Origin of the sequence: Gordonia sp. OPL2, from assembly GCF_003797825.1 — a bacterium.
Classification (GTDB): domain Bacteria; phylum Actinomycetota; class Actinomycetes; order Mycobacteriales; family Mycobacteriaceae; genus Gordonia.
On sequence record NZ_RKME01000011.1, the window covers coordinates 16,072 to 35,984 of the forward strand.

Below are 19,913 nucleotides of genomic sequence, written 5' to 3' on the forward strand. Positions count from 1 at the left end.
TCCGCTGGTTGCAACGGTGGGATGAACACACAACCGGCGGACGAACGGTGGGCTCCTCGACGCCTCCAGCCGCAGCGCCGCCGGACGCCGGTCAGACCTTCGCCGGCTCCGGCTCCCACAACTTCGGATCGATGTGGTTCTCGATCGGGATCTCGCGGATCGCGGTGCCCTCGACGTCGACGTTCGGCACGATCTTGTCGAGCCACCGCGGGAGCTTCCACGCGGTGTCACCCAGCAGTGTGATCACCGCAGGGACCACCACCATGCGGATGATGAAGGCGTCGAAGAACACCGCTGCCGCGAGCGCGAAGCCCATCATCTTCGCGATGGTGTCGGGGGCCAGCATGAAGGCCGCGAACACCGAGATCATGATGACCGCCGCCGACGCCACCACGCGGGCGCCGTGCTGGTAGCCGATGATCACCGAGTCCTTCGCCGATACCCCGTGCACGTACTCCTCGCGCATTCGCGTCACCAGGAACACCTGATAGTCCATCGCGAGGCCGAACACGACACCCACCAGGAAGATCGGCAGGAACGAGATGATCGGTTTGGTGTGATCGATGATCCCGAAGTCGCCCTCCTGGAAGATCGCGACCGTCGCACCGAACGTCGCACACACCGAGAACAGGAACCCCAGGGTGGCGATCAGCGGGACGAGCAGTGACCGGAACACGATGGTCAAGATGATGAATGCCAGCCCGACCACGACGATCAGGAAGGGGATCAGCGCCGAACTGAGCTTCGACGAGATGTCGGACATGATCGCGGTCTGCCCGCCGACGTTGACCGTCGCGCCGTTGGGCGCCTGGGCTCCGTAGTCGCGGATCTGTTCCATCAACGTGTGGGTCTGCGGACCGCTGGGTGACTGCTCGGGCGTGACCGAGATCAACGCGGCGGTCGCACCGGCCTGGGGATTGGCCGGGTCGGTGCCGTTGCCGATCCAGGTGATCTGGGTCGGGTTGGCGACATTGTCGAGGGACTTCACCTTCTCGACCACGGCGTCGGCTGCCGGGGCGACGTTGCCGCCCTCGGCGTCGCTGACCACCACGAGCAGCGGGCCGTTGACACCCTCACCGAAGCCGCGCTTGAGGAGTTGGGTCGCGGCGTACTCGCTGTCGGTGGTGGACTCCATGCCGAGTTCCATCTTCGTCATCGGGATGGCGGCGATCGCGAGCAACACGAGACCGACGAGTGCGACCGGCAGCGGGAACCGGGTGATGAACCGGGCGAAACGCAGGCCGTTCGACGGCTGTGTGTCGGGCTCGTCGCCATGGCGGACGCCCGGGATCGCGGGTTTGAAGGCGAACCGGCCGAAGGCTCCGAGCAGCGCCGGGATCAGCGTGATGGCGCCGAGCACGGCGACGAACACCGCCACCGCGGCGGCGACACCCATCTGGGTGATGAACGGGATGCCGACGACGGCGAGCGCTGCGACGGCGATCATCACCGTCAGGCCGGCGAACACCACCGCCGATCCCGCCGTTCCGACGGCTCGGCCGACCGCCGCCTCCCGACTGCCGCCCAGATTCAGTTCCGAGCGGTAGCGCGACACGATGAACAGCGCGTAGTCGATCGAGACTGCGATGCCGAGCATCGTGATGATCGTCGTCGCGCTCTGCTGGACGTCGATGATCTTGGCGCTCAACGTGACCAGCATGATCGTGATGCCCACACCGAGCAGGCCCGTGACCAACGGGATGAAGGCGGCGATCAGCGCTCCGAACGCGACGATCATGATCACGAACGCCACGGCGAAGCCCAGCAGTTCGGACACACCGCCCTGCTCGAAGACCTGCATCAGCGATCCGGTGCCCTCGACCTGCAGACCGCCCTGGCCGTTGAATTCGGCCAGCAGTTCCTTGAACTGGTCCATCTCGGCGCCGGTCAGGTCCTGCATCGGGATGTCCTGGCGGATCTGGATCAGGCCGACCTTGCCGTCGTCGCCGAGCACCGCCGACGCCACGGCCGGATTCTCCTGTGCGGCGGTGACCGGGTTGACGACGGTCTGCGGCTCGATGACCTTCGGCAGTGTGCGTGCCTTCTCGACCAGCTGATCGATCTCGGCGGTGTGATTCGCGAGGCCGTCGTCGGCGGCCACCAGGATGCTCGTCGACGCCTTGAGCTGTTGCTCGTTGACCGCCGCGAAGTCCTTCTTCATCACCGACATCGCACGGTCGGAATCGGTTCCGGGAAGCTCGAAGTCCGTGGAGAACTTCGGTGCCACCGCGCTGACGATGACGCCCAGTGCGATCAGCACCGCCAACCATGCACTGACGAACCACCACTTGTGGCGGAACGCGAAACGACCGAGCCGATACAACCCCAACGCCACGGCAGAACCTTCCGTCGAATGTTGCAGCCAGCGTATCGGCCCGCGGCACCAGGCGATGTGACACGGCGCACAGGCCGCCGCCGACGACTTCCTATGATGTGCCCATGATGGCCGCTACGAGCGTGGAGTGCTGACCGTGACCGATGCAGACGCCGTGAGTCCGGTCCCCGGTGCGGGACGGGTGCGACAGAACGAGATCTACACGCAGGGCATCCACGGGCGCCGCCCGCGCGTCCCGACCGATCACGCCGAACTCGAGCGGCGGGCACGGCGGGCGATGTCGGCGCGTGCATGGGCCTACATCGCCGGCGGCGCGGGCGAGGGATCGACGATGACCGCCAACCGCGTCGCCCTGGATCGCTGGGCGATCGTGCCGCGGGTGTTGCGCGACGTGTCGTCGAGGTCCCTCGGCATCGAGTTGTTCGGCAGGCAGCTCCCGGCGCCCGTGCTCTTCTCTCCGGTGGGTGCGGGAGCGCTGGCCGCTCCGGACGCCGACGTCCACATCGGCCACGCGGCAGCCGAACTGGGTGTGCCCTACATCTTCTCCAATCAGGGCAGTGCGCCGATGGAACGGGTCGCCGCGGAGATGGATGGCGTGCGGGCGGGGGCGCCCCGCTGGTTCCAGCTGTACTGGTCGACCGACGACGATCTCGTCGACAGTCTGCTCGGACGTGCCGAGGCGATGGGCGCCGAGGCCGTCGCCGTCACCCTCGACACCACGATGCTCGGTTGGCGCCCACAGGATCTGAACATCGGCTCGCTGCCCTTCGCCCGTGGCGAGGGGATCGATCAGTACACATCGGACCCGCGATTCCGGGATATCGTCGCGGACCGCGTGAAGGCGGCCGCAACCGGGGAGCGGCCGGAGATCTCGCTGGGCGCGATCAAGACGCTGTTCTCGATCGCCCGCAACGCGCCCGGCTCGGTCCTGAAGAATCTGAGGGCGCCCGAACCGCGGGTCGCGGTCCAGACGTTCCTCGACATCTACTCCCGTCCGTCGCTCAATTGGGACGACATCTCCGGTCTGCGTGAGCGCACCTCGCTGCCGATCGTGTTGAAGGGGATCCTGCACCCCGACGACGCCCGGCGCGCGGTCGACGTCGGGGTGGACGGCATCATCGTGTCCAACCACGGCGGGCGACAGATCGACGGCTCGATCGGCTCGATCGACGCCCTCGCAGCAATCGCGCCGGTCGTCGACGGACGGATCAAGGTTCTCGTCGACTCCGGAATCCACACGGGCGCCGACGTATTCAAGGCGATCGCACTCGGCGCGGACGCCGCCTGCATCGGACGGCCCCACATGTACGGTCTGGCGCTGGCCGGGGCCGACGGTGCCCGCGATGTCGTCGCCAACATCATCGCCGAACTCGATCTCACGCTCGGGCTGGCGGGATACACGTCGGTCGCCGACGTGGATCGTGATGCCCTGCAACGGGTGTGACCCTTCGTGACGCTCGCAAGCTCGCTCCTCAGGGACCGCCTTGATCCCTGAGGAGCCTCGCGAGGAACGAGTGAGGCGTCACGAAGGGTTGTCGGCGGTCACACCAGCGGACGACCGGTGCGGATACGCCACCGCACGTCCCACAGCAACACGTTGAACGGGAACTCGCGCAATGGCTTCGGGAGCCGATCGGTGATCGCCTTGGCGATCTTGTTGTGCGCGTCGAAGACCCGGCGCTGCCACGGCTTGAACTCGAGGCCCATCTTCTCGCGGAAGTTCTGCGGCAGGAATCCGATCGTGAGCAGTTCGAACCACCACCCGAACGTGATGCTGAACCAGCGCGGCAGGAACTCGGCGCGGACGATCGACATCAGGTGATCGCGGATCACCGGATCGATCTCGAAGGTCTCGACGGTCTCGTTCCAGTAGACCTCGAAGTCGGCGCGCGTCGCAGGCCACATCTCGCGCGGGACCTGCAGCGTGGTGCCGAGGACCGCACCGTTCTGATACGCCTCCTCGGTGATGTCGGCCGGGTCGCCGTAGATGAGCTGCATGTCTTCCCAGCCCTTGTACAGGCAGGCCGCCACCCACAGCTGCAGCTTCGGGTCGAAGGCGTTGTACTTGACCGGGCTGTCGGCGGTCGAGCGCACCTTGGCGTGCGCAGAGCCCACGGCCTTGCGGTAGAGCCGGCGATCACGTGGGCTGCCCATCGTGGCCACGGCGAGATAGCTGAGAGTGGTCCGCGTGCGCTTGATCGGGTGCTTGAAGAGGTTGCCGCTGTCGACGCGGCTCTCGTACACGCCGTACCCGACGGCCGGCATCGCCAGTTGCATGATCACGTTGGCGGGACCGGCCAGGCTGGAGATGCCCTTCATCTCGTTCTGTCCGGTCGGCAGTGCATCGAGTTCGCCGCGGGTCAGCCGGGTGGCGGCCGGGAGGTACTCGGTGTCGGGCTCGGTCGCCGCGAATGCGGCGGGGAGATCGACGTCGGTTTCGAACGGCTCACTCACGATCGGTTCGGTACTCACCATGGCCCCCTGACTTCGGCGTCGTCATATTCTGACAACAGATGTTTTCTCTTTCATTCAACGTTGACAAGGTTGCTGGTGTCAAGATGGACACGTGGTGAACGCATCCCGGACAACTCCGACCGCGGGTCCCGCCGGCGGCAGCTCCACCGAGAGCCTGCGGGCCTACGGCGGTGAGGACGGCGACAGTCGTGTGGCGCGACGCCGGGCAACCCTCGTCGACGCGGCTCTCGAACTGCTCGGCGCGTCCGACGGCGGGTCGGTGACGGTTCGCGGCGTGTGCCGGGAGGCCGGGCTGACCACCCGCTACTTCTACGAGAGCTTCGACTCCATCGAGGCGCTCGTCGGCGCGACGTTCGACGAGGTCACCGCAGAGATCTCGAAGGATGCGCTCGAGGCCTTCGCCGCGGCCGACGAGGTGGAGGACCGGGTCACCGGCGCCATCGCCGCGATTGTGCGGATCATCGACGAGGATCGGCGCAAAGGTCGGCTGCTGTTCTCCCAGGCGCTGCTGAGCCCGACGATCGCCAACAAGCGGATGGAGTCGACGGAATTGTTCGCCGCGCTGACGCTGCAGTCGGCGTCGGGTGTCCTCGAGGTGCGCTCGGCGCAGCATGCGCTCGCTGCTGCGCATTTCCAGGTCGGCGGCCTCGCCCGGGTGCTCGCGGCCTGGCTCGACGGCCATCTCGACATGGACCGCGACGGCGTCGTCGGCGTCGCGGTCGGCCTCATGATGGCGATCGCCGACGGGGTCGACCGCTTCGGTGGCTGAGGCCGCGTGGCGGGTGCAGAACCCCGCGATCGGGGATGACGCTATGTTGGAACCCATGAGCAGCGGGACCGACGAGACGGATGTCCGTCCAGATTCTCTCGGTCAATGGCGGGACTACGGCGCCGAAGAGCTGCCGGTTCCTCTGGCGGCGGCGCTGGCGGCCTTCGCCGAACACGGCTATCACGGCACGTCGGTGCGGGAGATCGCGGCGCGCGCGAATCTGTCGGTGCCGGGGCTGTATCACCACTACCCGTCCAAGCAGTCGTTGCTGCAGGGTTTGCTGGAACGCACGATGACGGATCTGCTGAGCAGGTCCGAGCAGGCGATCGCCGAGGCCGGCGATCAGCCCGTCGACCAGTTCGATGCCGTGGTCGAGTCACTGCTGCGCTTCCACATGTACCGCCGCGAGCAGGCGTTCGTCGGCTCCACCGAGATCCGCAGCCTCGAGGACTCCTACAAGCAGACCTACATCGGTCACCGCGACCGCCAACAGCACATGGTCGACGAGATCGTCTTCGCCGGTGTCGAGGCGGGGGACTTCGCCACCCGCTATCCCAAGGACGCCAGTCGCGCGGTGGCGACCATGTGCGTCGGGGTCTCGACGTGGTTCAAGCTCGACGGCGAACTCGGCGCCGACGAACTGATCGCACGCAATCTGCAGATCGCGCGGGAGACCGTCGGCTACCGCGGCGCGTCTGCGCGCTGACGACTCCCGCCCCCTCATGTCGACTTGACCGTCGAGTCCGCAACTGGCAAGGTTGCGGACGCCGAACGATCGCTCGGTCGGCGCACCGATGAGGAGAAGCGATGCCCGTTGACCTGAGTTACGCCCCCGACGTCGTCGAGATCGTGGAGAAGACGAACCGGTTCGTCCGCGATCACGTCCTGCCGATCGAGAATGAGTACTTCGGCGACATCACCGTCGCAGGTGGCGACGACCTCCGCAGGGAGATGAACGCCAAGGCCAAGGCGGAGGGCATCTTCGCGCCGCACGCGCCCGTCGAGTTCGGTGGGCTGGGTCTGAACATGTCCGACCGCGTTCCGGTGTTCGCCGCGGCGGGATACTCGACGTTCGGGCCGGTCGCCCTGCACATCGGTGCCCCCGACGAGGGCAATGTGCACATGCTCGCCCACATCGCGAGCGACGAGCAGAAGCACAAGTTCCTCGCCCCGCTCGCGGCCGGCGACGTCCGGTCGGCCTTCGCCATGACCGAACCGTCACCAGGGGCCGGCTCGGACCCCAACGCCCTGCGCACGGAGGCCGTCAAGGTCGACGGTGGGTGGAAGATCAACGGCGAGAAGCGCTTCATCACGGGCGCCGACGGCGCGGGATTCTTCATCATCATGGCCCGCACGGCCGGCTCGCCCGGCGACCGCGGCGGCGCGACGATGTTCCTGGCGCCCGCCGACACCCAGGGCATCTCGGTCGACCGGCACATCGTGACGACGGACCGCTCGATGATTGGCGGACACTGCGAGGTCAGCTTCACCGATGTGTTCGTCCCCGACGAGGACATCCTCGGTGAGGTCGACGAGGGCTACCGTTATGCGCAGGTGCGCCTCGGGCCGGCACGTATGACACACGTGATGCGGTGGTTCGGGTCGGCGCAGCGGTGCCATGACGTCGCTGTCGACTACGTCTCCCGACGAGAGGGCTTCGGCGGCAAGCTCGGTGACCTCGGCATGATCCAGCAGATGGTCGCCGACAACGAGATCGATCTGGCCGCCAGCATGTCGCTGCTGGTCAAGGCCTGCCACGACCTCGATCAGGGCAGTCACGCCTCCAACGAGACATCGATCGCGAAAACCTTTGCAGCTGAGGCTTACACGCGCATCGCCGACCGCAGCATCCAGATGTGCGGCGGTCTCGGTGTGTCCGACGACCTCCCCCTGGCGCGCCTGCAACGGGAGCTGCGGCCGTTCCGGATCTACGACGGCCCCTCCGAGGTCCACCGCTGGGCGATCGCGCGTCGCGCCATCGGGCGGGCGAAGAAGGCTGCGCAGCAGGCGACGTCGGCCGGATCGAACCGATGAGCGGCGGCCATCCGGCGCTTGACGCAACACTGTTGCGTCAGTTCCTGGTCGAGCGTGATGTCCCGGTGGTGGGTGATCTTCGGATCGACCTCATCAGCGGCGGCAAGTCCAACCTGACCTTCAGTGTCCGCGACGACGAGTCCCACTGGGTCGTACGGCGTCCGCCGACCAGCGGTCTGACCCCGTCCGCGCACGACATGAACCGCGAATGGGCGGTCACCAGTGCTCTGCAGTCCACCGACGTGCCCGTCGCGCCGACCGTCGCGATCGACTCGGACGGCGACGTGCTCGGGGCGCCGTTCACCGTGGTCGGTTTCGTCGGTGGGCAGGTGATCCGAACTGCTGACGACCTGAAGTCGTTGTCGGACAATGATGTCGAGCGCAATATCGATGGCCTCGTCGAGACACTCGCACGGCTGCACGACGTCGATCACGTCGCCGTCGGACTCGGTGAGTTCGGCCGGCCCGACGGTTTCGCGGCCCGGCAGGTCAAACTCTGGGCACGTCAGTGGGGGCACGTGAAGACTCGCGAGCTCGACGACGTCGACCGGCTCGTCGCCGCACTCTCCGAACGTATCCCCACCGACACCCGCAACACGATCGTGCACGGCGACTACCGTGTCGACAACACGATCATCTCCGCCGACGACGCGGGAGTTGTTCGCGCCGTGGTGGACTGGGAGATGTCGACCCTGGGTGATCCACTCACCGACATCGCGCTGATGTGTGTCTACCGCCGGCCCGGTTTCGACCGCGTCGTCGGCTTCGAGGCGGCGTGGACCAGCGATCGCTATCCCTCCGTCGACGAGATCGCGCAGCGCTATGCCACCCGCACCGGACGCGACCTCGGCGACTGGGATTTCTATCTGGCGCTGGCCAATCTGAAGCTCGGCGTGATCGCCGAGGGCATCACACACCGGGCGCGTGCGGGCGCGGCATCCGAGGGCGCCGAGACGGCGGCCGAGGCCACAGCAGAGTTCATCGCGGCAGGGCTGGGGCAGCTCTCCGGGGCCACGAGGGGGTAAGGCGATGTCGGACAACAGGGTTGCGCTGGTCACCGGCGCATCGCGCGGAATCGGTGCGGCGATCGCGGAACGATTCGCCGCGGACGGATGGGACCTGACGATCAGCTCGCGTGGGCGGGAGGCACTCGAACAGCGGGCCGGTGAACTCACCGAACGTGGCGCAGGCCGGGTCGAGGTGATCCCCGCCGACATGACCGACCCAGAGGCAGTCGAGGCGCTGGCAGCCGGACATGCGGAGGCCTTCGGGCGCACGGACGCACTCGTCATCAACGCGGGTATGGGACAGAAGGGTGCCGTCGCCGACCTCCCGGTGCGACGGTTCGATCGCCTCTACCAGGTGAACGTGCGGGCGCCGTACATCCTTCTGCAGAGCCTGATTCCGACGTTGCGGACGACCGCGGAAGCACACGGGACGGCCAAGGTCATCGCGGTCGCGTCGATCACCGGTGTGTATCCGGAACCCGAACTGTCTGCCTACGGTGCGACGAAGGCGGCACTGATCTCGCTGTGCGAGACGTTCAACCTGGAGGAGTCGGCGAACGGTGTGAGCGCGACGACGATCGCGCCCGGCTACGTCGACACCGACATGTCCGACTGGCTCAAGGACGAGATCCCCGGTGACGAGATGATCACCGTCGGCGACGTCGCCACCATCGCGCACTCGGTGACCCAGCTGTCGCGATATGCGGTGCTGCCCAACGTGATCCTCACGCGACCGGGGAGCAATCTGCATCGGGCGTGAGGGGAGACCCTTCGTGACGCGCCGCTGGTTCCTCGCGTCGCTCCTCAGGGATCGGGGGGGATCTGCCGCGGGCGTCGCGGTCCCTGAGGAGTGAGCGTGCGAGCGTCGTGGTCCCTGCGGAGCGAGCGTGCGAGCGTCACGAAGGGCGCCTCACCGGTAGGTCGCGACGCCTCCGTCACGATCGGCGAGGTGCGCGTGTTCGTTGAACGACACCACCGACACACCGCTGCGTCCGACGATCAGCTTGGACACCGAGGCGTTGACCATCGTGCGGGAGAGAGCGGGCCACCGCTCCGGCGGGATGCCCCACACGTGGCCGAGCCACTGGGTGATGCTCCCCGCCGACGCGACGACGACCACGGTCTGCCCCGAACCGGCGAGGGCGGTCGCCCGATCTGCCGCGGCGAGCACCCGAGTGCTGAAGACCTTGTAGGTCTCGCCACCTGCCTCGTGGTGCTCCCTCGTGTCGGCGATCCACTCGGCCAGTCCGGCATCGAGTCGTTGCTGGTATCCGCGCCCGTCTCCGTATTCTTCGGCGGTCGCCGTCCCGACGAGGGCGGGCAACGCGTACTCGTTCCAGTCCGGGTCGACCTCTGGCGCGGGCGCCGAGTCGAAAGCGGACAGAACACCCTGCAGCGTCTGCGTCTGCCGTGGGAGGTCACCACTCACCGCTGCGGTCACCGTGTCGGTGAGCCCGGACAGCAGGACACCGGTCAGCCGCGCCTGCATGACTCCGGTGTCGGTGAGTCCCCCTGGTCCGTTCGGCGCGGGGTCGTCGGTGCCGGAGATGCCGTACGCATTCGGGTCGGCCTGTCCGTGCCGGACCAGATAGATCACACCCATGACCCACACCCTATGGCGTGGCGGCGTGGACCGATGAGTTCGGGCGGCTCATGCGGTCGTTATCTACAGGGGAGCCGATCCAGAGCAGGAGTGTCCGACTTTGTCGACGATGATGTTCGTCAATCTGCCCGTGACAGACGTCGCGAGGTCCCGTGCGTTCTACACGAGTCTGGGCTTCCGGTTCGACGCCATGTTCTGTGATCAGGGCACTCTGTGCATGGAGGTCAACGAATCGACCAAGGTGATGCTGCTCTGCCGCCGACGGTTCGCCGGGTACGCGGCAGGGCCGGTGGCCGAGCCCGACAGGGCGCGCGAGGTCCTGCTGGCGATCTCCGCCGACTCCCGCGCCGAGGTCGACCGACAGGTCGACGCTGCGATAGTCGCCGGCGGCACAGAACTCCGGCCCACGGAGGACCTCGGATTCATGTACACCCGCACGTTCTGCGATCCCGACGGTCACGGGTGGGAGGTCCTCTTCATGGACCCCGCGTCGATTCCGCAGACCGCCGTCGACTGACGCCGTCCAATCGCCCCTGGGCTACCGCGAGCTCAGTGCCACGGGCTTTGCGCCGTGCGCGCGGGGGCGTCGTACGGCGTGGCCGGCAATCCGAAGCGCTCGAAGTCCGCCTCGAGGTCGTCGCTGAAGAACGCCACGACATAGGAGACCTTGCCGTCGGCGCCGAAGTCGACGACCTGCAGCTGGAACGGGCGGTGGACGCCGTCGGGTTCGCGCATGTACAGACCGAAGGCCGGCTGCCCGTTCGCGACAGCAGGGAGCAGGATCTGGTCGCCGGGTCCCTCGGCCGGGCAGTTCTTGCGGATGAGCGCACCGATGTCGGCCGGGCCCTGATACCAACCGGTGAACGGCGGCATCTCCCAGATCGCCTTGTCGGTGAACAGCTCGACGATGGCCTCGACGTCGTAGCGTTCGAATGCCGACACGTACTTCGCCAGCAGTTCGCGCTTCGCGTCGTCGTCGAGCTCGGTCGGTGAATCCTCCTGCGGTGACGCGTTCTTCAGCTGCTCGCGCGCTCGCTGCAGCAGGCTGTTGACGGTCGCGGTGGTGACGCCGATGGTGTCGGCGACCTCGGCGGCCCGCCACTGCAGGACGTCGCGCAGGATCAACACCGCACGCTGTCGCTCGGGCAGATGCTGGAGGGCGGCGATGAAGGCGAGCCGGATGGACTCGCGGGCCCCGATCACATAGGCCGGGTCGGCGTCGTCGCCGGGAGCGACCTCGTCGACCGTCCCGGCGAACGGCTCGAGCCACGGCACCTCGTGGTTCTGCAGCAGATCGTCGGTCGGATCGAAGGCGTCACCGCCCAGGCCCGACGGCAGCGGACGACGCTGTCTGCTCTGCAGGGCGGTGAGGCAGGTGTTGGTCGCGATCTTGTGCAGCCAGGTCCGCACCGACGCCCGACGGTCGAATTTCTCGTATCCCCGCCACGCGCGCAGGTACGTCTCCTGCATCAGGTCCTCGGCATCGTGGTGCGACCCCATCATGCGATAGCAGTGCGCCAGGATCTCGCGACGGAACGGCTCGGAGACCTCGAGGAACTCGGCGTCGGAGGCGGGACGCGTGGTCGTGGTGGACATGTGACCAAGATTACGGGATGGCACCGACAGGGGCAGCCCCTCTGACCTCCGGAGATAGCGGATGGAACCGGTCGGCGGGTCCGTGCGTCCAAAGAACAACCGACGTGGTGGCCGCACGGTCCCTCCCGACCCGGCGATCAGAGGGGGACCGCCGGAGCGGGTGGCCGATCGTGCAGGCCATCACGTCGGCCCGGGGATTCGGGCCGGGAGGTTCCCTCTCAGACTTCGGGGACGTCGGACACTGCCTGTCGCACGGCCTTGGAATCAGCGTGGGCGTAATGGGCGCGGACGACCCGCCGTGACCCTATTCTCGCCGGTGAACGCCCATGTTCGCGCCGGTCACAGTGCTGCCGGTGTGACCGGATCGGGGTTGCCACCCCCGTCTGCGCGTTGCTAGCTTGATGCACATGACGAGCCGCCAGTCCTACGTCCCAGAGGTCACCTATGTGACAACTGCTCTGGGCTGTCGGCTGCCGTTCGCTCGTGTTCTGTGTTGTCGCCGAATGCGCTGAATCCCAGCATTCATCCCCGGGCCGACGATGGCCCGATCACCTTTCGCTCATCCGAGCGGTCCTGCGCCGGAGCAGTCTGTGACGCGGACCGGGACCGGATGTGGCACATTCGATGAGGACACACAGATGACCGCCACGCTCGACCACGCCACGACCACCCCCGCACCCGTCCGACCGCAGGCTCGCCGATCCCCCGGAAGCCGCGCGCCTCGGCCCCTCGCCTATGGGTCGCCGCGGAAGGGAGCCTCGAAGATTCACATCGTCACCCCGCAGCTGCAGCTGTCGTCGAAGCCGGCGGCACTCGTCCTGCGCACCGCGCGACTGTCGGGGCCCGTCTTCCGCGACGACGCCGCCGAACAGACCGGCCTGAGCATCTCCACCGTCAACCGGCAGGTGGGGGCGCTGCTGAAGGCCGGTCTGATCCGCGAGCGCGCCGACCTGGCACCCGCTGGAGCCATCGGGCGGCCGCGCCTGCCGTTCGAACTCAACGTTGCGGACTTCCTCACCCTGGGCATCCACATCGGCTACAAGGTCACCTCGATCACGACCCACGACCTTCTGCACCGCGTCGTCGGGGCCATCCAGATCCCCACCCCGGTGGCCGACACCCCGGAACAGACCCTCGCCGCGATCGGCGTCAGCGCGCGTCGTTTCGTCGGGCGCTGGGCCGGACGCCGCGTCCTCTGGGCCGGCGTCGCGCTCGGTGGCCGGGTCGCGTCCGGCGGACTCGTCGACCACCCGCGTCTGGGCTGGTCGGGGGCACCGGTCGGACGGATCATCGCCGAGACGGTCGGTCTGCCGGTGTCGGTGGCCAGTCACGTCGAGGCGATGGCGGCCGCAGAACTCGTCGTCAACCCCGAGCAGAAGAAGTCGAGCTTCCTGTACTTCTACGCCCGTGAGATGGTCGGTACCGCCTTCTGCGTCGACGGGATGGTGCACACACCCAGCGCCGGCCCGCCGGTCATCGGTCACTTCCCGACCGGACCTACGACGCTGCTCGACCCGGAGAAGACGGGTCGGCTCGAGCCGACTGCGAGTGACACCGGTGTCGTGGATGCGGCTGTCGCACTGGGGTTGTCGGTCGACGACATCGAAGGCGTCCACGACCTCGCTCGCGGCGGCGATGCGACCGCGCGTGCGCTCCTCGAGGAGCGCGCCGAGGTCCTCGGTCGGACGGTCGCGCTGATCGCCGACATCTTCAACCCGGATCACATCGTGCTCGGTGGGCAGGCCTTCACGGACTTCCCGGCGACCCTCCCGACCGTTGCCAAGGCCGTCAAGACCACCTCGGTCGTGCCCAACCGTGATGTCCGCGTGTCCCATTCCGGGACCACGGTTCAGCAGCAGGCGGCCGGGGCGGTGTCTCTCGACGCGATCTACACCGACCCGCTGGACGCTCTCGCGATCACCGCGTGATCGCAGCTGTAGCATCCCGTATCGCTCAGCGCGACAGGATGCTACAGCTGCGAGTGGGGCCTCAGTCCGAGGTGCGCTTGTTGTAGGCGCGCAGCGCGAACGGCGCGAAGACGACGGTCAGCACGATCGACCAGATGAGCGTGGCCAGTTCGGGATGCTGCAGGGGCCACGGCGATCCGGGACCGGCCGCCGGGCCATTGCCCCACAGCACGCGCATCGCCTGCACGAGCGACGAGATGGGATTCCACTCGGCGATGGTGCGCAGCCAGGACGGCATCGGTCCGGTCGGGACGAAGGCGTTCGACAGGAACGTCAGCGGGAAGAGCGTGGTGAACATGAACCCGTTCACGGCCTCCACCGACGTCAGCCAGGAGCCGACCAGGATGCCGAACCAGATCATGGCGAACCCGAACAGCAACAGCAGAGCGAATGCCAGCACGGCCTCGCCGAATCCGTTGTGGATCCGCCAGCCGATCGCGAGTCCGGTCACCGCCATCACGACGATGCCGATCGACGAGTGGAGCAGGCTGGCGATACTGCGCCCGACCAGCACCGAGGACCGACGGATCGGCAGCGACCGGAAGCGGTCGATGATGCCCTTCTCGAGGTCGGCGGTGATGCCGGTGGACACGATGAACGCCGTGAACACGATCGTCTGGCCCATGATGCCGGGCAGCAGGAACTCCTTGTAGGAGACCCCGCCGGTGTTCGTGATCGATGCGCCGAAGACGTAGGCGAACAGCAGCACGAACATGATCGGCTGGATGGTGACGTCGGAGAGCATCTCCGGCATCCGTTTCGTGTGGATCATGTTGCGCTTCACCATGATCCACGACTGCTGCCAGATGCTTGTCTGATGGATCTCGGGGCGCTGGGTCACCGATGCGCCGGTGGTGGCGGTGGTGGTCATGCGGATTGCTCCTCTTCGGGGGCCGAGGCGTCCTCGGCGCGGTGACCGGTGAGTGACAGGAACACGTCGTCCAGGCTGGGCCGGGCGAGGCCGAGATCGTCGACGGCGATTCCGCTCTCGTCGAACCAGGCGACGACCCGGGTGAGGTCGGAGAGCCCCTCGGCGGGGGCGGTGAGGCGGCGGGCGTTGTGGTCGACGAAGACCTCGGCGCCGGTCTTGCGGAGCAACGCCTCGGCTTCGGGGATGTCGTCCGGGTCGGACACCGTGAGCACCAGACTCGCCGAGCCCGCCTGCTGCTTCAGTTGCAACGGCGTGCCGTGGGCGATGATCTTGCCCTTGTCGATCACCACGATGTCGTCGGCGAGCTGATCGGCCTCCTCGAGATACTGCGTGGTGAGCAGCAACGTGGTGCCGTCGGCGACGAGCGTGCGCAACACGTCCCACAACTCGGAGCGGCTGCGCGGGTCGAGTCCGGTCGTCGGCTCGTCGAGGAAGAGCACCGGTGGTGCCGCGAGAAGGCTGACCGCGAGGTCGAGGCGCCGTCGCATGCCTCCCGAGTACGACTTGACCTGCTTGTTGCCGGCGTCGCTGAGGGAGAACTGCTCGAGCAGCTGATCGGCTCGGCGGGCCAGCACCTTGCGGTTGATCCCGTAAAGGCCGCCGATCATCCGGATGTTCTCCCGGCCGGTGAGGATCTCGTCGACGGTGGCGGCCTGCCCCGTGAGACCCATGCTGCGCCGGACCATCTCGGGTTCGGTGGCCACGTCGTAGCCTGCGATCCGGGCCGAACCGCTGGTCGGTGGGGACAGGGTGGTCATCATCCGGACGGTGGTGGTCTTCCCGGCGCCGTTGGGGCCGAGGAGGCCGAGCACCGAACCCTGCGGGACGGTGAAACTGACGCCGTCCACCGCGGTGAAATCGCCGAACCTCTTCACGAGGTCGACGGCCTCGATGGCGACGTCACGCGTTGACTGCTCGCCCCGCATCACGGCGGGGACGGTAGGTGAGCTCATGTTTCTCCACGCTATCGATGGACTCTGACATTTGGCGAGCGATTTTCCGGTGGTGCGACGGAGCCACGGTCACGCGACGCCGTCACAGCGACAGACCTGCGTACAGGGAGAAAATCATCGCTGGACACCGACCGTTTGTCCGATTTGCCAGAACCAGGCTAGGACCTCAAGTGCGGTTGACGTCAAGAGCGGTCGAACTTTCCGCATCTACGGATGACTGAGTGGGAAATATCCGAGGATGCGGATAAACTCGCCCGGTGGCAGAGATCCGGATCCGCGACGCCGCCGAACTGCTCGGCGTCAGTGACGACACCGTCCGGCGCTGGGTCGCCACTGGTCGGCTCGCGGCCAACTCCACCGACCGTACGGTCACCACCGTCGACGGCGCGGAACTCGCCGCGCTGGCGCGCGAGCGTGCCGGCGCGCAACCCGACGACGGATCAGGCGTGCTGCGGTCGGCCCGCAACCGGTTCACCGGACTGGTCACCGACGTCATCGCGGACGGGGTGATGGCCCAGGTGACGATGCAGTGCGGCCCGTTCGAGGTCACATCACTGATGAGTTCGGACGCCGCGCGCGAACTGGCACTCGAACCCGGCGTGGTGGCCACTGCCGTGGTCAAGGCGACCACGGTGATCGTCGAGACGAAACGAGAAGGACAGTGAAAAAGGTTCTGGCAGCCGTTGCGGCCACCGGGCTGCTCGTCATCGCCGGGTGTTCGTCGTCGGACGACACGACGTCGTCGAACTCGGAGGCGCCCGACTCGACCACGCTGAACGTCTCGGCGGCGGCGTCGTTGAAGAAGACGTTCACCGCGATCGCGGATCAGTTCGAGAAGGACAACGCCGGCGTCACGGTCACACTCTCGTTCGACGGCTCGTCGACCCTGGTCAACCAGATCAAGCAGGGCGCACCCGCCGACGTCTTCGCGAGCGCGGACCAGAAGAACATGGACAAGCTCGGCGATCAGGCGGTCGACCCGAAGGTCTTCGCCACGAACACCCTCGTCATAGTCACGGCGCCGGGAAACCCGAAGGGCGTCAACTCTTTCGCCGACCTGAACAAGCCCGGTGTCACCACGGTGGTGTGTCAGGCCGCACAGCCGTGCGGCAACGCCACCGAGGCGGTCGAACGAGACACCGGGATCACCCTCTCCCCGGCGTCGGAGGAACAATCCGTCACCGCCGTGCTCACCAAGGTGACTGCAGGGCAGGCCGATGCGGGTCTCGTCTACGTCACCGACGCGAAGGGCGCGGGTGACAAGGTTGCTACCGTCGTCGATCCGGCGTTCGCCGCCGTCGTCAACGAATACCCCATCGCCACGGTGCGCGGCGCCGCACACGAGGCGACCGCGAAAGAGTTCGTCGATGCTGTGCTCGGTCCGTCGGGCCAGCAGATCCTCGCCGACGCCGGTTTCGGGAAGCCTTGACGGGCAGCAGAACCGCATCGTCGGGCGTACCCACGTGGCTGTACGTTCCGGCTGCGCTCGGGGTGGGGCTGATCGTGCTCCCGCCGATCGCGCTGCTCGCCAAGACCCCATGGCACACCTTTGTCGAGCAGGTCACGTCGGAGTCGTCGAGGCAGGCTCTGGTGCTCTCGGTGCAGACCGCGACGATCAGCACGATCCTGTGCATCCTGCTCGGAGTGCCGATGGCGGTCGTGTTCGCGCGACATGACGGCGTCTTCGCTCGAGTGCTGAGATCCCTTGTGCTGCTGCCGCTCGTGCTGCCGCCGGTGGTCGGGGGCATCGCACTGCTGTACACGTTCGGCCGGCTCGGGCTCGTCGGATCGCCGCTCCGCGAGATCGGCGTCGACATCGCGTTCAGCACGACGGCCGTCGTCCTGGCACAGACCTTCGTCGCGCTGCCGTTCCTCGTGATCAGTACCGAGGGTGCACTGCGGGTGGTCGGGACCCGCTACGAGGAGGTGGCCGCGACCCTCGGAGCCGGACCGACCAGAACGCTGTGGCGGGTCACGATCCCGTTGGTGGTGCCGTCGTTGCTGGCTGGGATCGTCCTCGCATTCGCACGGGCGATGGGGGAGTTCGGCGCGACGATCACGTTCGCCGGCAACGCACCCGGGATCACCCAGACCGCGCCGCTGGCGATCTACGTGGCCGAGATCGACGACCCGACCGCGGCGATCCCTCTGTCGCTCGTGCTCGTGGTGGTGTCGCTGGTGGTGGTCGTCGCTGTCCACGCGCGGCGGCGCGCACCGGAACGGACGGCGCTGTGAGTGCCGGAACGTGCGCTGCAGGCGTCGGCGGACTGCACGTCCGAGCAGACAGTCGGGTTCCGTATCTCGATGTCGATCAACGCTTTCCACTGGGCAGCACGACGGCGTTGTTGGGCCCGAACGGCGCGGGCAAGTCGACGTTGCTGCGGATCATCGCGGGCCTGCACGACGGCGGTGGTGACACCCACGTGACCGTCGCGGATGAGGTCCTGCGGGACAGCAAGCATCGGGTTCCGGCGCATCGTCGCGGAGTGGCGATGCTGTCGCAGGAGGCTCGACTGTTCCCCCACCTGAGTGTCCGCGCGAACGTCGCCTTCGCGCCGTCCGCGCAGCATCTGTCGGCGGCCGTCGTCGCGGAGCGCGTCGAGAAATGGCTCGAGGTCACCGAGGTGACCGACCTCGCCGATCGTAAACCCGCCCAGCTCTCCGGTGGGCAGGCCCAGCGGGTCGCGATCGCGCGGGCGCTCGCCGCCGAGCCGCGAATCCTGTTGTTGGACGAACCGTTCCGGGCCCTCGACGTCGACGTGGCGGGACGGGTGCGCGCGTTGCTGCGAGACGTCCTCTCCGACCACTCGAGGATCACCGTGATGGTCACCCACGACGTCGTCGACGTCGTGACGCTGGCCGATCGTGCCATGGTGATCGCCGCGGGCCGCCTCGCCGGTGAGGGGCCCGTGGGCGAGATGCTGGCGAACCCGGTGAACGACTTCGTCGCTCGACTGGCCGGCCTCAATCTCGTGTCCGGGGAGTGGGATGGCACCACCCTCGTCGGATCGGGTGTCACCGTGTCGGGCTCCCTGGCCGAGCCGGTGCGTCAGGGCCAACGGGCCACCGCGGTGTTCGCCCCCGACGCGGTCGCGGTGTTCACATCGCCTCCCGCCGATACCAGCTTTCGCAACGTGTTCACGACGATCGTGGATCAGGTCGTCCCGCACGGGGATCGGGTGATCATCCGTGGCCGTGTCGGCGACGTGACGATCGGTGCGGAGGTCACCGGGAGCGCGCTTCTGGACCTCGGGCTCACCGTCGGCGATCGCGTCCACTTCGCCGTGAAGGCCACCGCGGTCCGCGTCTACTGATCGTGATGCCTGTTGACCTCGAGGGCTTTGGCCTTCAGTCGCTTGTATCCTCGGACACTCAGTGGTGGAATCGATTTCAGATACCAGCGGTCGTCGTCGGCGAGGGTGTCGCTCATCGGCTCGTCGACGAGAGTGGTGCCGGGGCGCGCCGATCCGGACAGGCGTGCCGCGACATTGACGGTCTCGCCGAACACATCGCCGAGCCGGCTGAGGACGTGGCCACGCGCAAGGCCCACTCGCAGTTGCGGAATCCGTTCGTCCGCCGACAATTCGTGTAGCGCGAGCGCAATCGCCGCGGCGTCCGACGGCTCGTGACAGGTGAACATCACTGCGTCTCCCAGCGTCTTCACGACATGACCGCCGTGGGCGGTGACGATCTCGAAGGTGTCCTCCTCGAACGATTCCAGGAGGGTTTCGAGTTCGTCGAGAGCGATCCGCCGCGACAGGCTCGTGTAACCGACGATGTCGGCGAATCCGACGATGAGGTCCATGCTCTGGTCCGACTCATGCTCGACCTGATGCTCCAGCGCCAGGGCGAGATGTCGTCGCCAGATCAGCTGCTGGATCTGGCCGAGCGCGGCACTCATCTGGTCGATGGTCCACGGGACGTCGGGGTTGCGGTCGAGCTCGCGGAGCTGATCGGCCTGCCAGTCGGCGAGCCGGGCCATCGTCTGGCCGATCGCCCGGGCCGTCGCCACCTGGGCGTCCTGGGGCATGGTGGTCTCGGAGTCGGCGAACAGCCGGAGAGCGTCGAGATCGTCGTCGCCGAAGATCTTGTCCGGGGTCGATTGACGTGCGAAACCGAAAGCATTCCACACCTTTTCGGCGTACTCGGGGGAGAGGCCGAGTTCGGCGATCAGTTCGTCGCGGGTGTAGCGGGGTGCGCGTCTGTCGTCGGAGGCGGTCACCGGCTCAGCATAGAGAACCCG

General features: G+C 67.3%; 19 protein-coding genes. 12 read left to right on the forward strand and 7 right to left on the reverse strand.

Annotation, left to right across the window (positions count from 1 at the left end):
• Positions 1 to 91: 91 nt before the first annotated feature.
• The gene (locus EEB19_RS12755; RefSeq protein ID WP_187586788.1) at positions 92 to 2,335 is read right to left on the reverse strand and encodes an MMPL family transporter; all 2,244 of its coding nucleotides are present in this window, start codon (positions 2,333 to 2,335) and stop codon (positions 92 to 94) included.
• Between the two features lie 136 nt (positions 2,336 to 2,471).
• Between EEB19_RS12755 and EEB19_RS12760 the strand changes: the two genes are divergently transcribed.
• Positions 2,472 to 3,779, forward strand: coding sequence for an alpha-hydroxy-acid oxidizing protein (locus EEB19_RS12760; RefSeq protein ID WP_262365627.1), 1,308 nt, complete (start codon positions 2,472 to 2,474; stop codon positions 3,777 to 3,779).
• A 98-nt stretch (positions 3,780 to 3,877) separates the two neighbouring features.
• Here the strand turns inward: EEB19_RS12760 and EEB19_RS12765 are convergent, their stop codons facing one another.
• Positions 3,878 to 4,789, reverse strand: a complete 912-nt coding sequence (locus tag EEB19_RS12765; RefSeq protein ID WP_262365628.1) for an oxygenase MpaB family protein — start codon at positions 4,787 to 4,789, stop codon at positions 3,878 to 3,880.
• 115 nt (positions 4,790 to 4,904) lie between these two features.
• Here EEB19_RS12765 and EEB19_RS12770 point away from each other — a divergent pair, with 115 nt between their 5' ends.
• The 5 genes from EEB19_RS12770 to EEB19_RS12790 all read left to right on the forward strand — a co-directional run bounded on the left by EEB19_RS12770 (position 4,905) and on the right by EEB19_RS12790 (position 9,380).
• A complete protein-coding gene (locus tag EEB19_RS12770) occupies positions 4,905 to 5,579 on the forward strand; it encodes a TetR/AcrR family transcriptional regulator (RefSeq protein WP_262365642.1) in 675 nt (224 codons plus the stop codon).
• A gap of 43 nt (positions 5,580 to 5,622) precedes the next feature.
• Entirely contained in the window at positions 5,623 to 6,285 is a 663-nt protein-coding gene (locus tag EEB19_RS12775) for a TetR/AcrR family transcriptional regulator (RefSeq protein ID WP_187586794.1), read from the forward strand.
• A 101-nt stretch (positions 6,286 to 6,386) separates the two neighbouring features.
• Positions 6,387 to 7,613 carry an acyl-CoA dehydrogenase family protein gene (locus EEB19_RS12780; RefSeq protein ID WP_187586796.1) on the forward strand — a complete coding sequence of 409 codons (1,227 nt, stop codon included), beginning with the start codon at positions 6,387 to 6,389 and terminating at the stop codon, positions 7,611 to 7,613.
• Entirely contained in the window at positions 7,610 to 8,638 is a 1,029-nt protein-coding gene (locus tag EEB19_RS12785) for a phosphotransferase family protein (RefSeq protein WP_187586798.1), read from the forward strand. The genes EEB19_RS12780 and EEB19_RS12785 overlap by 4 nt, the downstream gene beginning before the upstream one ends.
• Before the next feature lie 4 nt (positions 8,639 to 8,642).
• Positions 8,643 to 9,380: an SDR family oxidoreductase gene (locus EEB19_RS12790; protein WP_187586800.1), complete on the forward strand. Its 738-nt coding sequence runs from the start codon at positions 8,643 to 8,645 to the stop codon at positions 9,378 to 9,380.
• 150 nt (positions 9,381 to 9,530) lie between these two features.
• Here EEB19_RS12790 and EEB19_RS12795 read toward each other — a convergent pair whose 3' ends face one another.
• Complete coding sequence (locus EEB19_RS12795; RefSeq protein ID WP_187586802.1) at positions 9,531 to 10,223, reverse strand: histidine phosphatase family protein; 693 nt, start codon at positions 10,221 to 10,223, stop codon at positions 9,531 to 9,533.
• A 100-nt stretch (positions 10,224 to 10,323) separates the two neighbouring features.
• Here EEB19_RS12795 and EEB19_RS12800 point away from each other — a divergent pair, with 100 nt between their 5' ends.
• Complete coding sequence (locus EEB19_RS12800) at positions 10,324 to 10,740, forward strand: VOC family protein (protein WP_187586804.1); 417 nt, start codon at positions 10,324 to 10,326, stop codon at positions 10,738 to 10,740.
• Between the two features lie 32 nt (positions 10,741 to 10,772).
• Here the strand turns inward: EEB19_RS12800 and EEB19_RS12805 are convergent, their stop codons facing one another.
• Positions 10,773 to 11,819, reverse strand: a complete 1,047-nt coding sequence (locus tag EEB19_RS12805; protein WP_187586806.1) for a sigma-70 family RNA polymerase sigma factor — start codon at positions 11,817 to 11,819, stop codon at positions 10,773 to 10,775.
• 638 nt (positions 11,820 to 12,457) lie between these two features.
• On the opposite strand from EEB19_RS12805, the gene EEB19_RS12810 reads away from it, so the two are divergent.
• Entirely contained in the window at positions 12,458 to 13,747 is a 1,290-nt protein-coding gene (locus EEB19_RS12810) for an ROK family transcriptional regulator (protein ID WP_187586807.1), read from the forward strand.
• A gap of 61 nt (positions 13,748 to 13,808) precedes the next feature.
• On the opposite strand, the gene EEB19_RS12815 is transcribed toward EEB19_RS12810, so the two are convergent.
• Together EEB19_RS12815 and EEB19_RS12820 are read right to left on the reverse strand one after the other, a co-directional pair.
• Positions 13,809 to 14,657 (reverse strand): ABC transporter permease, encoded by an 849-nt coding sequence (locus tag EEB19_RS12815; RefSeq protein WP_187586809.1) that lies wholly within the window; start codon positions 14,655 to 14,657, stop codon positions 13,809 to 13,811.
• Positions 14,654 to 15,670 (reverse strand): ATP-binding cassette domain-containing protein, encoded by a 1,017-nt coding sequence (locus tag EEB19_RS12820; protein WP_187586811.1) that lies wholly within the window; start codon positions 15,668 to 15,670, stop codon positions 14,654 to 14,656. Before EEB19_RS12820 ends, EEB19_RS12815 begins: the two co-directional genes overlap by 4 nt.
• A 257-nt stretch (positions 15,671 to 15,927) precedes the next feature.
• Here EEB19_RS12820 and EEB19_RS12825 point away from each other — a divergent pair, with 257 nt between their 5' ends.
• The 4 genes from EEB19_RS12825 to EEB19_RS12840 are packed head-to-tail and all read left to right on the forward strand — an operon-like array spanning position 15,928 to position 18,984.
• Positions 15,928 to 16,335, forward strand: coding sequence for a molybdopterin-binding protein (locus EEB19_RS12825; protein ID WP_187586813.1), 408 nt, complete (start codon positions 15,928 to 15,930; stop codon positions 16,333 to 16,335).
• The gene (gene modA / locus EEB19_RS12830; RefSeq protein WP_187586815.1) at positions 16,332 to 17,099 is read left to right on the forward strand and encodes a molybdate ABC transporter substrate-binding protein; all 768 of its coding nucleotides are present in this window, start codon (positions 16,332 to 16,334) and stop codon (positions 17,097 to 17,099) included. The genes EEB19_RS12825 and modA overlap by 4 nt, the downstream gene beginning before the upstream one ends.
• Positions 17,096 to 17,905 carry an ABC transporter permease gene (locus EEB19_RS12835; RefSeq protein WP_187586817.1) on the forward strand — a complete coding sequence of 270 codons (810 nt, stop codon included), beginning with the start codon at positions 17,096 to 17,098 and terminating at the stop codon, positions 17,903 to 17,905. Before modA ends, EEB19_RS12835 begins: the two co-directional genes overlap by 4 nt.
• Positions 17,902 to 18,984, forward strand: coding sequence for a sulfate/molybdate ABC transporter ATP-binding protein (locus EEB19_RS12840; RefSeq protein ID WP_262365629.1), 1,083 nt, complete (start codon positions 17,902 to 17,904; stop codon positions 18,982 to 18,984). Before EEB19_RS12835 ends, EEB19_RS12840 begins: the two co-directional genes overlap by 4 nt.
• Here the strand turns inward: EEB19_RS12840 and EEB19_RS12845 are convergent.
• Positions 18,978 to 19,892, reverse strand: a complete 915-nt coding sequence (locus tag EEB19_RS12845; protein WP_187586820.1) for an adenylate/guanylate cyclase domain-containing protein — start codon at positions 19,890 to 19,892, stop codon at positions 18,978 to 18,980. The two genes, EEB19_RS12840 and EEB19_RS12845, sit on opposite strands and share 7 nt — an antisense overlap.
• Positions 19,893 to 19,913: the final 21 nt, after the last annotated feature.

Coding starts and splice junctions, on each gene's coding strand:
- EEB19_RS12795 (WP_187586802.1), bottom strand. CDS start 10,223: ATGGGTGTGATCTATCTGGTCCGGCACGGACAGGCCGACCCGAATGCG.
- EEB19_RS12805 (WP_187586806.1), bottom strand. CDS start 11,819: ATGTCCACCACGACCACGCGTCCCGCCTCCGACGCCGAGTTCCTCGAG.
- EEB19_RS12775 (WP_187586794.1), top strand. CDS start 5,623: ATGTTGGAACCCATGAGCAGCGGGACCGACGAGACGGATGTCCGTCCA.
- EEB19_RS12790 (WP_187586800.1), top strand. CDS start 8,643: ATGTCGGACAACAGGGTTGCGCTGGTCACCGGCGCATCGCGCGGAATC.
- EEB19_RS12785 (WP_187586798.1), top strand. CDS start 7,610: ATGAGCGGCGGCCATCCGGCGCTTGACGCAACACTGTTGCGTCAGTTC.
- EEB19_RS12810 (WP_187586807.1), top strand. CDS start 12,458: ATGACCGCCACGCTCGACCACGCCACGACCACCCCCGCACCCGTCCGA.
- EEB19_RS12815 (WP_187586809.1), bottom strand. CDS start 14,657: ATGACCACCACCGCCACCACCGGCGCATCGGTGACCCAGCGCCCCGAG.
- EEB19_RS12820 (WP_187586811.1), bottom strand. CDS start 15,670: ATGAGCTCACCTACCGTCCCCGCCGTGATGCGGGGCGAGCAGTCAACG.
- EEB19_RS12780 (WP_187586796.1), top strand. CDS start 6,387: ATGCCCGTTGACCTGAGTTACGCCCCCGACGTCGTCGAGATCGTGGAG.